17 protein-coding genes and 1 tRNA gene are annotated in these 16413 nt (G+C 46.6%); 12 read left to right on the top strand and 6 right to left on the bottom strand.

The annotated features are described in order from the left end of the window. Positions 1 to 67 precede the first annotated feature (67 nt). Positions 68 to 143: transfer RNA gene (locus HP568_RS20960), tRNA-Ala, on the top strand. Between the two features lie 237 nt (positions 144 to 380). Beyond that, on the top strand, positions 381 to 1040 hold the full coding sequence (locus tag HP568_RS20965; protein WP_173630120.1) for a DNA-3-methyladenine glycosylase family protein: 660 nt from the start codon (positions 381 to 383) through the stop codon (positions 1038 to 1040). A gap of 13 nt (positions 1041 to 1053) precedes the next feature. On the opposite strand, the gene HP568_RS20970 is transcribed toward HP568_RS20965, so the two are convergent. From HP568_RS20970 to HP568_RS20980, 3 genes are all read right to left on the bottom strand, one after another. Next, a complete protein-coding gene (locus tag HP568_RS20970; protein WP_173630121.1) occupies positions 1054 to 2307 on the bottom strand; it encodes an MFS transporter in 1254 nt (417 codons plus the stop codon). A gap of 276 nt (positions 2308 to 2583) precedes the next feature. Then, complete coding sequence (locus tag HP568_RS20975) at positions 2584 to 3327, bottom strand: LytR/AlgR family response regulator transcription factor (protein WP_173630122.1); 744 nt, start codon at positions 3325 to 3327, stop codon at positions 2584 to 2586. Beyond that, a complete protein-coding gene (locus HP568_RS20980) occupies positions 3299 to 5014 on the bottom strand; it encodes a LytS/YhcK type 5TM receptor domain-containing protein (protein ID WP_173630123.1) in 1716 nt (571 codons plus the stop codon). The genes HP568_RS20975 and HP568_RS20980 overlap by 29 nt, the downstream gene beginning before the upstream one ends. Before the next feature lie 271 nt (positions 5015 to 5285). On the opposite strand from HP568_RS20980, the gene HP568_RS20985 reads away from it, so the two are divergent. From HP568_RS20985 to HP568_RS20995, 3 genes are all read left to right on the top strand, one after another. Continuing rightward, the gene (locus HP568_RS20985; RefSeq protein ID WP_048031733.1) at positions 5286 to 6599 is read left to right on the top strand and encodes an MFS transporter; all 1314 of its coding nucleotides are present in this window, start codon (positions 5286 to 5288) and stop codon (positions 6597 to 6599) included. A gap of 133 nt (positions 6600 to 6732) precedes the next feature. Beyond that, positions 6733 to 7341 (top strand): TetR/AcrR family transcriptional regulator, encoded by a 609-nt coding sequence (locus tag HP568_RS20990; protein WP_173630124.1) that lies wholly within the window; start codon positions 6733 to 6735, stop codon positions 7339 to 7341. Between the two features lie 7 nt (positions 7342 to 7348). Then, positions 7349 to 7963 carry a GNAT family N-acetyltransferase gene (locus HP568_RS20995; protein WP_173630125.1) on the top strand — a complete coding sequence of 205 codons (615 nt, stop codon included), beginning with the start codon at positions 7349 to 7351 and terminating at the stop codon, positions 7961 to 7963. 60 nt (positions 7964 to 8023) lie between these two features. On the opposite strand, the gene HP568_RS21000 is transcribed toward HP568_RS20995, so the two are convergent. Both HP568_RS21000 and HP568_RS21005 read right to left on the bottom strand, forming a co-directional pair. After that, positions 8024 to 8554: an ECF transporter S component gene (locus tag HP568_RS21000; protein WP_173630126.1), complete on the bottom strand. Its 531-nt coding sequence runs from the start codon at positions 8552 to 8554 to the stop codon at positions 8024 to 8026. A gap of 185 nt (positions 8555 to 8739) precedes the next feature. Further along, on the bottom strand, positions 8740 to 9315 hold the full coding sequence (locus HP568_RS21005) for an NAD(P)H-dependent oxidoreductase (protein WP_082195885.1): 576 nt from the start codon (positions 9313 to 9315) through the stop codon (positions 8740 to 8742). A 142-nt stretch (positions 9316 to 9457) separates the two neighbouring features. Between HP568_RS21005 and HP568_RS21010 the strand changes: the two genes are divergently transcribed. From HP568_RS21010 to HP568_RS21035, 6 genes are all read left to right on the top strand, one after another. Next, a complete protein-coding gene (locus HP568_RS21010) occupies positions 9458 to 10477 on the top strand; it encodes an AraC family transcriptional regulator (RefSeq protein WP_048031738.1) in 1020 nt (339 codons plus the stop codon). A gap of 130 nt (positions 10478 to 10607) precedes the next feature. Beyond that, positions 10608 to 11264, top strand: a complete 657-nt coding sequence (locus tag HP568_RS21015; RefSeq protein ID WP_048031739.1) for a TetR/AcrR family transcriptional regulator — start codon at positions 10608 to 10610, stop codon at positions 11262 to 11264. An 11-nt stretch (positions 11265 to 11275) separates the two neighbouring features. Further along, the gene (locus tag HP568_RS21020; protein ID WP_173630127.1) at positions 11276 to 11644 is read left to right on the top strand and encodes a DUF4180 domain-containing protein; all 369 of its coding nucleotides are present in this window, start codon (positions 11276 to 11278) and stop codon (positions 11642 to 11644) included. 2 nt (positions 11645 to 11646) lie between these two features. Then, positions 11647 to 12309: a formylglycine-generating enzyme family protein gene (locus HP568_RS21025; protein WP_173630128.1), complete on the top strand. Its 663-nt coding sequence runs from the start codon at positions 11647 to 11649 to the stop codon at positions 12307 to 12309. A gap of 77 nt (positions 12310 to 12386) precedes the next feature. Further along, complete coding sequence (locus HP568_RS21030; protein ID WP_173630129.1) at positions 12387 to 12938, top strand: MarR family winged helix-turn-helix transcriptional regulator; 552 nt, start codon at positions 12387 to 12389, stop codon at positions 12936 to 12938. A 74-nt stretch (positions 12939 to 13012) separates the two neighbouring features. After that, on the top strand, positions 13013 to 14218 hold the full coding sequence (locus HP568_RS21035) for an MFS transporter (protein ID WP_173630130.1): 1206 nt from the start codon (positions 13013 to 13015) through the stop codon (positions 14216 to 14218). A gap of 36 nt (positions 14219 to 14254) precedes the next feature. Here the strand turns inward: HP568_RS21035 and HP568_RS21040 are convergent, their stop codons facing one another. Then, complete coding sequence (locus HP568_RS21040; protein WP_048031744.1) at positions 14255 to 15727, bottom strand: MFS transporter; 1473 nt, start codon at positions 15725 to 15727, stop codon at positions 14255 to 14257. Positions 15728 to 15943: 216 nt separating this feature from the next. On the opposite strand from HP568_RS21040, the gene HP568_RS21045 reads away from it, so the two are divergent. Next, complete coding sequence (locus HP568_RS21045; protein WP_048035729.1) at positions 15944 to 16390, top strand: SRPBCC family protein; 447 nt, start codon at positions 15944 to 15946, stop codon at positions 16388 to 16390. The last annotated feature ends 23 nt before the right edge of the window (positions 16391 to 16413 follow it).

The raw sequence follows: 16413 nt of genomic DNA on the forward strand, positions 1-16413 counted from the left end.
AGTGTACGGCGGGCGTATGCTATACTGATTTCACTGAGGCGATAATCGCCGGAAGTACCATACATATGGGGCATTAGCTCAGCTGGGAGAGCGCTACACTGGCAGTGTAGAGGTCAGCGGTTCGATCCCGCTATGCTCCACCATACGTAAACGTTCAAAACGGCAGAAATGCCGTTTTTTCTTTTTTTATTTATGGTACCGTATTTGAAGCATGTGCATAAAAATTTTTGAGCTTCTTTGATTTTGTTGATGCTTGTTTTGAAACAACGTAAAATGGTATGGAAATTCCAACCATAAGTGAAAACGCAAACGTGGTGTAACATACCTGCTAGTGAATTCTATTTCTTTATCATAACTTTTGAAAAGAAGGAGATAGAAACATGAATAATCATATTACCTTTCATCCCTCCCATGAAGGTATCGTATCGATTTGCAACCAAGATACCACTATCTGTAAACTGATTAACCATATTGGTCCACTTACATTGAAGACGAGTGAAAATCATTTAGAAGCGCTCGTCATGTCCATTATTGGACAACAGTTATCAGCAAAAGCAGCAAGTACCATTCGCCAACGAGTAAAAATGCTTTGTGGTGAGATAACACCAGAAAGAGTCTTGCGTACACCTTTTGAAAATTTTAGAAATGCTGGGGTATCAAGAACAAAAATAGAGTTTATTTTTGATTTATGTAAGAAAGTCCATAGTAACGAAATATCATTTGCAAACTTTCATTCACAAGAAAACGAGACCGTAATCAATTCATTAACTTCTGTTAAAGGGATAGGAAAATGGACGGCAGAAATGTTCTTAATATTCTCTTTAGGACGGCTGAATGTTCTTTCCTTGGGGGATGCCGGATTGCAAAGGGCGACAAAATGGTTATATCAACTAGATGATCGGCCGAAAAATAAATATATGGAGGAAGTTTCCATAAACTGGCATCCCTATTATAGTATTGTGTCCTTGTATCTATGGGAATCAATCGACCTAGGATTTGTAGATCATTTTCCTACGATAGAGGATGTAAATGAAAAATAAGTTCTTCACAAGTTTATGGGACAAGGTTTGGAGACGAAACACTTCCTCCCGATTGCTCCATTTGGCGTTTTTCTTCACGCAAAACGCTGATAAGGGGGAAGACGAGAAATAAGTTAAGGATCGCTCCTCCTAAAAAAACAACTTGCAGGCCAGCCAACTCCGCCACAATTCCTGCGAGAAACGCGCCTATAGGTAACGTCCCCCAACTAATCAGCCTGTAGGCGCCATAGACCCGCCCCAACAACTCATTGGGTACAACTCGTTGGCGAATCGAATTGACAGCGACCACCCATGTTGTCCCGCCCATACCTGCCAGAAACATAGCCGCGCCCACCAGCCAAACATTTGCCCAGACGCCTGGCACGAACAACATTGCAAAGGTACCGATAATGTCCAGCCCAAGCAATGCCCCCCGCCCAAACAAACGCTGCAGAGGAGATACCAGCAAAGATCCGGCGACACTTCCCGCAGCCAAAGAGGTTAACAGCAAGCCGTACTGGTACTCTTGTAAACCAAGCGGCCCCGGCGCTACCGCATAGAGCACCACAATAGAAAAAAACGCGCTCCAGCAGGAAGCCATAATAGCCACCATAATGGCAAGCGTACGAAGCAGCTGGTTAGTCCATAAAAAGCGAACGCCTTCCGAAACCTCTCGCCAGATGGAAGCCGATTGCTTCCGTTCGACTGAAAAATGTCCACGCATTAGAAGCAGGGCAACGGCAGCCGCAAGGAAAGAAACGGCACTGCCAACCGCCGGCAGGAGAAGACCAATCGCAAGTAGATACCCTCCCAGTGGCCCACCAATAAATTTGTTCATGATCGTTTCTACGCTGTAAATGCGTGCATTTGCCTGCTCTAATTGATCACGGTTAACGACGGAAGGCACGAGTGCCCCAGACGTAGTGTCGGATACCGTTTCGCAAGTCCCGACCAAAAACGCCAGAAAACCCAAAACAAATACCGACAGCCAATCTAACTGCTGGGCAAAAGCCAGAGATCCAACGGCAGCCGTCCGAATGAGATTAACAACGACCATGATTCGCTTTCGATCCAGACGGTCGACGATCACGCCAACCGGTAGAGCGAAGAGTAACCAAGGGAGGGTCAACGCCAGCGAAACGCTTGCGACCAAAGCGGGAGAATTGGTAAGTTTCGCTGCCAAGAGAGGAAGTGCAAATTTGAACAACCCGTCTCCCAGATTGGATAGAGCCGTGGCCATCCATAACGCCCAAAATTCTCTGCCAAACCTTTGATTTGTAATGCGCATTTCGTAACCCCCATTCATGTGTTAAGTAGTTACATTTTAAGATCACATTGGTAACTAGTCAAATGTATTTTGGGGGTTACGATATTTAGATTAATAAATGCCGACATGCATCTTGCGGTGGGTAGCCAATTGACTCACGGGCATATTGTGTCTCCCTTTTCATTAGGTGGGGGTAGAAAAACGTTTGCGTGAAGAAAACTTATTACCCCGCTTCTCAGAAAAAACAGAGCGAAAAGATACTCTCCCCCCGCTCCGTCCATCCTTCTATCCCCAAACTCACAAATTCATCAACCCTCGAAACGCTTTCATTCTCCCCCTACTAACAGGAATATCCGTCTGACTATCATCATTCATCTTAATCAAATACGTATTATTAAACCACGGAATGATTTCTCTAATATACTTCACATTCAAAATATAATTCCGATGACTTCGAAAGAAACATCGGGACCGGTTCAAAATCTCCTCCAGCTCATTTAAGGACAAATCGCACTTCTCAATACTCTCTTTTGTCGCCACATATAAATCTTTCTCCCGCACAAAAGCAAAGTAAATCTGCCCTACAGGGATCGGGATGATCTTGTTGGTCTTGCGGATGCAGACATGTTCTTCCAGCGGGGGAACTGTCGCGGCGCGGTCATTCATGGCCGGTCGGTTCCTCAGTGTCCTCACTTTTTGGATCACATCGTCCAATTTCGTTTCCATGATCGGTTTGGTCAAATAGCCCACAGCTAACGTGGAAAAAGCCTCCAAAGCGTGTTCATGATAGGCAGTCGAAAAAACGATCAATGGGGGATTGGACATCTGGCTCAATGTTTTGGCAAATTCAAGCCCATTCATCCCGGGCATCTGAATATCGAGCATGAGCAAATCAGGCTCGGAATTGATAATATGGGGCAATGCTTCCAAGGGATTGGTATAGATTGCGTCCACCTGGATATCAATATATTTTTTTAGCAAATATTCCAATTCGGAACAAATGGCTGGCTCGTCATCGATGATGAACGTTTTCAGGAGCATCTGGATGCACTTCCTTTTCAAATGCGGATAACGGAGCGACAAAGGATACGACTGTTCCTAAACCGGGCTTGCTTTGAATCGTGAGGCCATATTTTTTGCCATAAATGGATCGTAGCCGTGAATGGACATTGACAAGGCCGATCCCTTTTGATTGGCTGTTCCAGATATCGGCCAAACGCTCTTCACTGATTCCAACTCCATTGTCTTCAATGCTGATTTTCACTTCATGGTTGTACGGTTCTACTCGAATCGTGAGCAGACAATCGCTAACTTTTGGAGAGAGTCCATGGTGAATGGCATTTTCCACGATCGGCTGCAAAGTCAGGACAGGCAATTTGCGCTCCAGCAGAGATTCGTCGATCTCCATGTTCACCTTTAATCGGTTGCTGAATCTGATCTTCTCGATTTCCAAATACGACTTGATACCGTCCAGTTCTTCCTGCAAGCTGTGATGATTTCCCTTGCTTTTCAAATTGCGCCTGAAGATGTCACTTAAATGACCGATCAAGTTTCTCGCCTGATCAGGGTCTGTACGACAATAGGACATAATGGTCCCCAAGGTGTTGAACAGAAAATGCGGATTGATTTGTGCTTGCAGGGCGCTCACTTCAGCCTGCTTCCGCATTTTCGCCTGATGCTCGATCTCCGCCAGTTCAATTTGGACCGACAGCAGCTTAGCCAGACCGTCCACTAACTTCACGTTGGTCTGGGACGTCTTGGAGGAAGAGGTTTTATAGTAAAATTGCAGCGTCCCGATTTTCTGGTTTTGATGATACAACGGTGCGGCGCTGATCGATTTTAGGCGAGGCGGACGCGGAAGAGCAAAATCCTTGTCGCAATATACCCCGGTAGGGTGGGTCAAAACAGCCTCCGCTACTTGTGCGCACAGCGTTTCTTTCTGCACATGATTCTCCAGTTCATGGCCTTTTGCGCTGAGCAGCTTTTCGCGGTCGGTAATGGCGACTGCATCCACCCTGGCCATTTCACGGATCAGTTCAGCAGTTTTTTTTGCAGAGTGTTCATTTAGCCCCGTCCGCAGATGAGGCAACGTCTGGCTTGCAATCGACAAGGCCAGATTGGCCCCCAATGCGCCGGACTGGTCTTGCATCATTTTGAGATTTTGGAAAACGCGCGTGAAGAGCAGCAGTCCCGCAATGGTCATAATGGTGGTCGGGATCGCGATTTTTACTTCCAGTTCGAGTGCCGCAGAAAAAGGCTTGGCCAAGAGAAGCACCATAACTTTTTGAATGAGCTCGGCTGAAACGCCAATCAGTACGATATGCTGCCATTTCAGACGCAGCATATTCATTTTCGTACTTACGATCCCGGCCAAGTAGCCGTTCATTACGGTCGAGATGGCACAGGCGAATGCGGTAAATCCACCGATCGAATAGCGATGAATACCTCCGATAAGGCCGGCAAAAAAACCGACGACAGGCCCCCCGATCAACCCGCCCGCGACGGCACCGACAATGCGTGTATTGGCGAGTGCGTCATTGACACGTAGCCCATTCTCCGTTCCGATTACCGACAGGAACCCGAACAGAGTAGAGAGGATCACGATCCGCATCCAGTTGTTTTTGCCGTACATGATGTTCCGAAAGTAATCTAGTTGGCCGATGATAAGGGCGATGACTGCAATTACAGAGATGTTTTCAAGCAGTCCCAGAAGCATAGTGATTGTCATAACAGCCGCCTCCCTATGGAAAAGGGTAGCCCGATCCGCTCGAAAAATCAATGTAACTCAACTGGGTTTTTCGGCAGCTCGGATGCTGTTTTTGTACATCCGGAAGTATTCAATAGATTCTAGCAAAACAAACAACTTAGAATAAAGACAGTTCTTCGAGAATCCATCCGGGGAAATATGTAACCCCTTTCAAAGCATCGTTTCATTTGTAAGCGGTTAAACGATCCCAATTTTCGAATGGATTCGGGTCAATCATAAGGAGGGGGCAGCAATGAAGCCATCGAGTGATCGTGAAAATACGCGGCGAATCACAAGCAACATCTTTAAAGGTTCACTGGGTAACCTGATTGAATGGTACGACTGGTATGTCTATGCAGCTTTTGCGGTGTATTTCTCGTCTCAGTTTTTTCCAAAAGGAGACCCTACCAGCCAGTTATTGAATACTGCCGCTGTTTTTGCTATTGGATTTTTAATGAGACCGATCGGGAGCTTGCTCCTCGGCCGATATGCTGACCGTCATGGGCGCCGTGCCGCATTGACGCTGTCTGTTACCATCATGGCAGGTGGTTCTCTGGTGATTGCCGTGACACCAAACTATGAAACAATCGGCGTGTTTGCTCCTATTATTCTCGTTCTCGCCCGCTTGCTCCAAGGTCTTTCGCTTGGCGGGGAATACGGAACATCTGCCACGTACTTGTCCGAGATGGCTTCGAGCGGTCGTCGAGGGTTCTATTCTAGCTTCCAGTACGTCACGCTGATCAGTGGACAATTATTGGCATTGGGTGTGCAAATTATCTTGCAGCAAATACTCCCGGAAGAAGCCATGATGGCATGGGGCTGGCGAATTCCTTTCATCATCGGAGCATTTGGCGCAGTAGCCGTGTTGTGGTTGCGCCGTAGTATGGACGAATCAGAGCAGTATACCAAAATGGAGTCGAAAAACAAGGAGAAGGCGGGTACGCTTCGTGAGCTGATGAAGCATCCGAAGGCGGTGCTGGCAGTTGTCGGCCTTACGCTCGGGGGAACGATCGCCTTTAACACCTACACGACCTATTTGCAAAAATTCATGGTGATTACGGTAGGACTACCGAAAGAAGTAGTGAGCTGGATTAACTTTACCGCATTACTCGTATTCGTCGTCTTGCAGCCACTTGCAGGTATGCTGTCCGACCGAATTGGACGGCGCCCGCTGTTGATTGGTTTTGGTATTCTTGGAACAGTGTGGACCGTACCGATGTTTATGCTCCTGGAACAAACCACTAGCCCATATATCGCTTTCTTGTTAATGTTGTCTGGACTTATCATTGTTACCGGCTATACGTCCATCAACGCGATTGTGAAAGCCGAAATGTTTCCTACCGCCATTCGCGCGCTGGGCGTAGGCTTTCCATACGGGGTGACCGTCGCGATCTTTGGAGGCACAGCGGAATTCATCGCCCTATGGTTCAAAAGCATCGGGAACGAGTCTCTCTTCTATTACTATGTAGCGGCTTGTATTGCCATAAGCCTCATTGTCTACTGGCGCATGGGTGAGTCGTCGAAAAACTCTCAGATCGAAGCTGAGCTGAACACTGCAAAGGACTAGATGGAAGAATAGAGGGGCAACGAAAAACGGCAGAGATGCCGTTTTTTGCATGTACGGAACTGTAAAAGATTGCTTTTGAAAACTGCTGCTTTTATGATGAAAAAAAACTCACTCAAAAAAGCGAGGTCCCCCAATGCCCCGCACCAAAGAACAATACGAACAAATGCGCAATGCAACCAAACAGAAAATACAATCGGCAGCCATGCAGCTATTCGTTCAAAAAGGATACGGCTCTACGAATGTCCAGGACATCGCGGATACGGCTGGAATCAGCATTGGACTTTTGTATCGGCATTACAAATCAAAAGAGACCTTGTTTGACGAACTGGTGGATTATGCACTTGCAGGCATACAGAAAAACATTGATTTTTTCGAGTCGGCCGTTTCACCCAAACAAGCATTGGATCAGTTTGTGAAAGAAGTTCACAGCGACATGATGACAGGCGAAGAGTTTGCAAATTTGCTGATCCTGATGGCGCAATCGTTTCTATCGGGAGGCGGGACAAACGAGAAACAAAGCGAGGTAGCTCGCCTTAGCGACAACATGTTCCGCGCTACTGCCCAGCTTATCAAGAAAGGTCAGTCACTTGGCGAATTCCGTTCAGGAGAGGCAGACGAAATGGTCGTGTTTTTCTATTCGACACTTCACGGGCTAGCTATGATGAAAGGGATGCGGAAAAACAACTTCACAATGCCTTCCCCCTTTATCCTCACTTCTTTTTTATACAAGGAAGGAGAGTAACCAAAACATGTTTACTGTGATCAGGGCGGACCAAATAGAATTCGATACAAGAGAGCAAATGTCTCGGATTTTTGCGGAGGGGTTCACGCAGTGGCTTGGCTTTTTTTCCAATGACAAGCAAACCATTGCAAGAGCTTTTGCTCACATGTTCGTTTTGAATCAATTTTATGTAGCGGTAACGGACGATCGCAAAGTTGCTGGCATGGCCGCATGCACGGATGGCACTGCGTCTTCGGTAAAACTGAATCCAAAAGAGCTGCGAAAGCATCTAGGACTCTATAAAGGCACCCTTGCCGGACTCTTTTTGAAAAAAGAATTTGAAGCTACACTAGCAGATCCCTCGCCCGTCAAATGCTCAATCGATTTCGTCGGAACGGCTCCGGAATTCAGAGGGAAGGGAGCAGCAATGGTGATTCTCCGTCATATTATAGAAAATACCCCTTATGAACAATTTCTCATTGAAGAGGTAGCAGATACGAATATTCCCGCGATGAAGCTATACCAAAAGCTAGGGTTTCAAGAATATAAGCGAAAACCTGTCCCATTAAAAAGGGCTGAAAAAATTGGTATAAGTGGCTTCCTATCTGTGAAATACGTGAAGGGTACATCTAATTTAAAATAAATAATGCGAACAAAAAAATCGCCCAAGAGAACTCATGCCTCCTGAGCGATTTTTCTATTTTTACCCTTGTCCCACAATCTTCTTCAAGCGTCCCACCAGCGGGATGACAATAACCGCTGCTACAACCACCTGCAAAACGTTCCCTGGAATGGAGCCAAACGGCTGAATCCAGTTCCCGTAAAGAATAACCTCAACAAAGTAGTAGCCCACGATCTTAATCACCAATGCAGCGACAACTGCGAGTGCGTACACAAATACCCGATTGCCTGGCACCTTTTCGGCGATGAGGCCAGCTACATAACCCATTGCACCTACGATTACAAAGGTAAACGGCGCCCATGCTGTCCAACCGGAGATAAGGTCAAAGAGGCCCATACCAAAAGCTCCAGCGATAGCTCCTGTTTTTCTGCCATATACAAAAGCTGCGATTAAAAGAGGCACGTTACCGAGATGGATGAGGCCACCGTTACCCATGATCGGGAGTCGTAAATTGATAAACATGGTGGCTGCGAGAGTAAAAGCGATAAAAAGTGCGTTGATAACCAAGGTTTTCGTCTTTGATGCTTTTCTTGCTGAAAAAGTAGAATCCATATGATAGCCTCTTTCTTTTTTAACTACTATCATACTCAGAATTAGCTACATAATAAATACACTTTTCACGATTTATTTGCCTGGGTAAATCATTCCAATGAAAAGGGACGTGCAGCTGGATAGGAAGCAGATGCAGGACAGTGACAGATTTGGATAAACTAGCCGAAGTATTTGCTAGTGATCGCTTAGGCAAGCCTCTCCCCAAGCTGTTTCACTTTCTCCAGCCACTTCCTGCGCTTCTCCTCAGCCGCGGCATTCACCCCACTGATCTCCGTAACCTTCACAGGCTTAATCCCGCAAAACTTTAAAATGTTGCGTTTCATCACGAGATGTCCGGCTTGCCAGTAGATCAATCGGTTGTACCAAGATGGGGTATCCATGGTCACCATCACATGTGCGGTTTTGCCCGTTAACAGCTTATCCCATAGAGGAGAGTCTTCCCGATATTTATAGGCGAATCCGGGTAATAAGACACGATCGAAAAATCCCTTCAAGATAGCGGGCATCGTGCCCCACCAGGTCGGATAAACAATGACCAGATGATCCGCCCAACGGATGAGGTCCTGCGCTTCTTTTAAGTCGTCCTCCAGCTCCGTTCTTTTCCGATATCCGTACTTCAAATTCGGGTCGAAAGAGATTTGGCTCAAATCAATGGTGCGAATCTGTGCTGCTTTGCCTTTAGCTCCTTTCATATAGGCGTGCGCCAACGCAGAGCAATAGCTCTCGGGATCTGGATGTCCGATGATAACGAGAATGTTCATTTTCATATCCCCCTGTATAGTTGATTTCATTACCGACACATCGTGGTAAACTGAACTGTATTCAGCATATCGTGTGGAATGGAACAGAGGAATGATCGAGAGCGCATAAATGTTGTGGATTCACGCAAAGGAGGTTCCGTACTTGGAAAATGCGCATGGGTTTGCGATTTCGATGGTGTATCCGATTATGAAGACAATTACTCACAAGAACCTTGATTTTGAGCGTTTTTGTGATCATATTTCTTTCGACAGTAGCATGCTAAAAGATGTAGAGGCGCGCATTGGTGAAGCAGATCTCGAGCGTTTGATGAAGGAAGCGGCCATTTACACGCAGGATGATCATTTCGGACTGCATCAAGGACAGTTAACCGATATTGCCGATCTGGGCATTCTCGGTTATGTCATGATGCATTCGGAAAAAATCGTCGATGCATTGAAGGCTTATCAGCGGTACCACGTGATTCTTTGCAGCGGGTACGACCTGGATTGGGAAGAACGGGGGAACGATGTTTTCCTGCGGTTTCATAGACAAAGCCCGGGGAACGTTTCTCGACATTGCATGGAGGATATGGTCAGCTCCTTGTACCACTTGATTGTCCATATGAGTCATCGCGCCATTCCGTTACAGGCGATACGATTCACACACGACGCTCCGGATGATATCGCTCCGTATTTGAATTTGTTCGGAAGGGAGCCCCACTTTGGTGGAGAAGAAAATGGGCTCTTGGTCGGCAAAGAAGTTTTGCAATATCCGATCCTGTATTCAGATGTCAGGCTGCGTAAAGCTTTTGAACCAATCGCGGAAGAAATTCGAGAGAAGCTGATCAGAGGGCGGGAATTTTCGGACCGTGTGTTTCAATGGATGATGGGATGTATGCCTGCGGCTTTTCCGACCTTACAGCAGACTGCCGCTGCTTTTCATATGAGTACGAGATCCCTGCAAGCAAAACTAAAGGCGGAGGACACTTCCTATCATGAATTGTCCACGAATGTCCGCAAAGAAATAGCGATGGGATATTTACAGCAAGCGGAGTATTCCATCGGAGAGATTGCGTACCTGCTGCATTTTTCAGATCCAAGCGCCTTTCAAAATGCTTTCAAGAAATGGACGGGGCTGACACCGGGGCAATATCGGATCAGTCGTCAGGCACTTGCTATGTAACGTCATGATCGAACACGCTGCGTAAGCGTGTTTTTTTGTGTTGTCGAGCCTATTCGTTTGACAAACTGGAAAATCATGGTGTACACTTTTTTTATTCCGACCGTACAGTATAAATAAACGAGGTAAAATCATGCCCAAATTAGGAATGGAACCAAAGCGCCGAGCAGATGTCATCAATGCGACACTCACTTGTATTAGCAATCACGGGATTGATGGCATGACGCTGGATAAGGTGGCGGAGTATGCGGACTGCTCAAAGGGTGTCGTCACGTATTATTTTAAGAATAAGGATAATTTGACGAGTGAAGCCTTTCAGGCATTCTTGGCCTACTATGGCTTGAAAATTGAATCTGACATTGAGAGCACCATGACAGCCCAGGAAATGATGGACGTTACGCTTGCGCACATCTTGCCGCCGTACGTGGACGACAAGGAAAAACGGATCAATGTTTCGCAGTTGGATGGCATCGCTGACATGTACATCCCGCATGAAGATCAAGCAAGACTCTTTGTGCAATTCTTCTCCAGAGCCGCATTGGACCCCAATCTCCAAGAAGTGGTTGCGAAAAGTTATACAAGAGATTTGCAGGGCATCACCAAGATTTTTGATTACGGCAAGCAAACCGGGCTTATGTCTGTAGAGGATTCGCAAAGCGCTGCCTACGGACTCATGGCGATGGTTGTGGGCTTGAGCTTCTTTCGAGTGGCGAGCGTTCAGCCAGCAAACGGTGAAGACAACCGATATATTTGTGAGGACTATGTGAGGCAGATTATCAATAGAAAGTGAGGAGGATACACTTGAATATTACAAAGGTAGAAGCTGGCGGGAAGAATATTGCCATTGTGAGTGGTAGCGGGGTGCTTATAGAGGATGTGCAGTCCGCATTGGACCTGATCGCAACGGTACATTATCAAGCAGACAGTGATCGTATCATTCTCAACAAATCATTGCTCAACGAGAGCTTTTTCGATTTGAAAACACGTCTTGCCGGCGAGATCCTTCAGAAGTTTATCAATTATCGGGTGAAAGTAGCGATTGTAGGGGATTTTTCGGTGTACACAAGTAAAAGTCTAAAAGACTTCATCTATGAATCCAACAACGGAAACGACATCTTTTTCTTGCCGACCGAAGAGCAGGCGATCGAGAAGTTAAGCCAGGTGAAATAGGGATGGAACGGACGTACACCATGGTGAACATCCCGGCAGGGCAAATTGAATTACGGGACGATCGGATCAAGGCCACATGGACAACCGAGGTGAACGCTTTTTTACTCGCACCGGTTCCTGTTACGAATGCGTTTTACTTCTCGGTTGTACAAAAAGCAGTTGGACCGAATGAGCACCCAGAGGCTCCCGTTGTCAATGTGTCGTGGAACGATGCGATTTCGTTTTGCAATCTGCTATCTCAGCAAGCGGGTCTCACGGAATGCTACTCGATAAGTGAAGATGGTGAGCGTGTCATATGGAACGGGGATGCGGATGGCTATCGTCTGCCGACAGAGGCGGAATGGCAGTACGCGTGCAAAGCTGGGACGGGTGGTTATCGGTACGGCGAGCTAGATGAGATTGCATGGTACCAAGAGAATGCTAAGGGTACAGCACATCCGGTAGGGCAGAAGCTGCCGAATGCGTGGGGGCTCTATGACATGCTGGGAAATGTTTGGGAGTGGTGCTGGGACCTTTACGATGTAAGCGTCTACGGCTCCTACCGAATTTTTCGCGGTGGCAGCTGGGCAGAAGAGGCTAGGGGCTGTGGCGCGACGTGCCGCCGACGCAGTCACCCCACGTTTCGAATTGATGATCTCGGCTTTCGTCTTGCCAGGTCCCTGTAAGGTAGGGGGTTGCAAAATCCAAAAAAATCCTTTACATTGATTTTAGTTAGATAATCTAATTATATTTAGGGTGGATCATGAGCAGAAAAAACAAGAGGGAGCATACAGCCGATCAATTGCCGAAACTTGGTATTCAGCCGTATTTGAATCTGATGGAAAAAACAGCTCTGCAAAATACGGATCGCAAATTGGCTCATTTGGGGTTATTGATGCTATGGCTGGGGGATAACGTCATAGACGTCATTGATTTGAATTTGGAGAAATTCGGCATAACGGAGTGTAAATTGGACGTATTGCTGTTGCTTACGTTACATGAAGACAGAGAACTTATCACCCCCTCTTCGCTTGCAGACAGGCTGGGCATTCGCCGTGCTTCTGTTACAGCTTTGCTGGACTGGCTGGAAAAAAGGCACTGGATAATCAGGGAGCAAAGCACGCTGGATGGTCGCAGGATTCATGTCAAAATAACACAGGAAGGCAGAGAATTAGTAGCCAGAGCACTGCCGGTTTTCTGGTCTGCCTGCGCCTCCATTATGAGTGAATTAGAGGAGGAAGAACGGATGCTGCTGGAAAAAATCTTGATGAAGTTGAATAGCAGCATGGAAAAGAAACTGGGGGTGGGAAGATAAGATCATATTTTTTTGTGGATATAATTAGATAATCTAACTATAATGCGTGTAAATTTTTGAAAAAGAGGTGTGCGATGTCACAGCGAAACTACTCACTCATGACGGCAATCCTATGCTGGTCTGGAATCGTCGTCATGTCGAGCTTATACGTTACGATTCCCCTTATGAGCATATTTGCCGATCTTTTCCGTATTACGTTGACACAGGCTGCAGCAGTAGGCAGCGCATTTTCGGTTGGGTTTGCCATTGGGTGCCTGATTTATGGACCATTGTCTGAAAAGTATGGCCGCAAAAACGTTATTGTGATCGGGCTGATTGCCCTGGCTTTCTTTTCTTTGTTGCTTGGTAGTGCAAATGATTTCGCATGGATCATTGTCCTCAGGAGCTTGCAAGGTGCTGCCGCTGCTACGTTCTCGCCTGTTGCGCTCGCCTATGCTGTGGAAATGTTCCCTGCGGCAAAACGGGTAACGGCAATCGGATTTATCAGCACAGGATTTCTAGCGGCAGGAATCATTGGTCAAGTGATTAGTACCGTAATGAGTGAACAATACAGTTGGCACGCTGTATTCTATGTGCTTGCTGCTATCTATTTCGTGACGCTGCTCGTGGTGATGAGGTGGCTGCCAAAAGAAGCGAGTCCCCTTGCTACCGTTCATATTTGGGAGCCGATTAGGCAAATTCCCTCCATGTTCAAACAAAAAAATATCGTCTGGAGCTACATAATCGCTCTTGTATTGCTTATGTCATTCGTTAATATGTATACGGTCTTGGGCGGTTATTTGGCGGGACCTGATTTTGGGCTTAGCAACAAGGATATTCTGCTTGTTCGATCGATTGGTGTAGTGGGCATGCTTATTTCTCCGATGGCGGGCTGGCTGGCAAAACGGTTTGGTTTACGTACCGTGCTACGCTGCGGGTTAGGTCTGGCAGTGGTCAGTATGGCTTCCCTCGGTATGATTTCGAACTTGTCTCTTTTGATCGGTACGAGTGTGCTTTTCGTTGCCGGAATTGCGTTATCCGTTCCTTCCCTAATCACGCTTATTGGACAGCTAGGGGGCAAATCGCGGGGAATTGCTGTTTCGGTTTATACGTTTATCCTGTTTTCGGGGACAAGTCTTGGGCCAATCTTGTCCATCCGTTTGATGAATGTTGGCAGCTATGAACTTACTTTTGTACTGCTTGCAATCGTACTAGGGATTGGTCTGTTGGCTGCATGCCTGATTCGCAGTGATTCCGCGGTTGAGAGCATAAGCACAAAACCTCCTTCACCACTAGCATAGTGGTTGAGGAGGTTTTGTTGTGATAAACGACGGCTGCTATCGATTATTTTGTTGATTCAGCAAGCGTTCTCGCTGCTTGTGCATGGCAATGAAAATGGCAAACACGAGAAGCAGGCTTCCTGTGAACAGAAACCCTTCCTCGATGGAGAAGGGCAGCCAACCTAAAAGGCCTGAGCCGACGACCACACCGAGAGAGAAGAAGGCGTATAAGTAACCGTGTGCTTTCCCACGCAATTCTTGCGGCGTCGATTGAATGAGCATCGTATTGACAGAGGGAAACAAGAGAGCAAAGCCTATCCCATATAGTCCTAACATGCAGTACAATGCCAATGTCGTGTTGGATTGACCAATAAGCAGTTGACTCACGCCCATGAAACCAATTCCGATGGACATCGTTTTGGAGGGGGCCACACGATCAAAAATCTGGTTGGTCGGAAGTACAAAAAGCAGGACGGCAATCATCCCAAACGTGCTCATTAATGTACCGCTTAATTTCGAATCGTATCCAAGCGATTGTACATGCAAGGGCAAAAGGTAAGCGATCACACCTTGTGAAAACATGAGCAAAAAGGCACCGCCGTAAGCCTTGATTATCCCAGCATTAAATATCAGGGCTGAGGTTGGAACGTCCTTCTTTAGCTTCTCTTTCTTGCAGGCCTTAGTGGATTGCAAAAAAATGACGGACAGGATGGTTAGGAAAAAGCCCATAACAGCTACACATGTAAAGACAAACGGCACGGAGGTTTTGCTTGCCATGATGCCGCTGAATGCAGGCCCGATAATCGCTGCGAGTCCCACGAAGGTACCGGTGAAAGCAACCTTTCGTCCTTGCTGCTCGTGTGAAGTGTTATTCGCAGAGAAAGTAAAAGCAGCAGGAACGATCAAACCGGCAACAAATCCGTGGATGATTCGCACGATAATCAACAGAAACGGCTGATCGACGATGTGATACAGCAGCAAGGCGCAACTTGATAAAACCAATCCGATCAACAGAGGTTTGGATGGACCAACCTTGTCTGTCAGCATACCAGAGATAATATTGCCAAAGGTATTAGCTAACGAATACAGACCGATGACAAAGCCTATAACAAATGAGCTGGCACCTACGGAAGCAGCAAATGTACTCATGACCGGCAGTTGCGAGAACAAATCAAAGAACGAGAAAAAAACGATGCCGTATACGAGAAGGGCATTATTAAACGGCTTCAGAGGATACACCTCCTGTGCCGTTTTCAGTCTGCGATCCAGAAAGAAGTTTCCAAACGGTACAAAAGCGGCGAGTAACGCAGCTAGAGACCAGAGCAGGCTCCATCTCACGCGAATGGCCGCATAGAGTATCGCCAGAGCATACAAGCAAAATATCCCGCCGTGAATACTTCCAGTGATGGTTACGGCTTTGTCTAAGCCCCACACGTATTTTAACGGCATCGCGATGCCCATCAATACTAATAAGGAAAGGCCATCTAACAGGCCTGTAAGACGTAAAAAGTAAATTGGATGTACCCGCACTTGTGACTCTCCTCATTTTTTATGAAGTGATGCCTCTATCCTAACATTTTTTTTGATGAAGAAAGTGAACAAATTCGGGTCATTCCTGTGTCGATATCATGAGGGCGGTCATTTTTCATGATGTGAAAAGCAAAGAAGTTACCCTATACTGTTGATAGGCGACATGGTATTCGTGAAAAGCTTGTACTAACAAACAGGATGGGCGAGGTGTTCAAAATGAAGAATCCAAATACCGAATTAGGCAAAATGGTTGGACAAACGGCAGCGACGGGTTTCCAGGTAGGTGTACGCAGGACGATGTCCGTTACCCCGGAACAGGCATGGGCGTTTTTAACCTCGTCCGAAGGGGTGAAATTATGGCTTGGACATGTATCGGACCTTACCTTTAGTGAGGGGGAGTCCTTTACTTCCAGCGACGGAATATCGGGTCAATTTCGTGTTGTAAAGCCGCTCCGGCAGTTTCGTTTAAAGTGGTCGATGAAGGAATGGGAAAAGCCGTCCACATTGCAAATCCGGCTGCTATCCGACAAGCCTGACCGAACGACGATTAGTTTTCATCAAGAGAATTTGGATAACATGAACACAAGGGAACAAATGAAGCTTCATTGGGAAGAAGTTCTGAATGAAATCAGGAAAAATGTCTCCATGATGGAGAGGGAATAAGCTTATAAACTGCACCTTCTGTT

This window comes from Brevibacillus sp. MS2.2 (genome assembly GCF_013284345.1).
Classification (GTDB): Bacteria; Bacillota; Bacilli; order Brevibacillales; family Brevibacillaceae; genus Brevibacillus; species Brevibacillus brevis_C.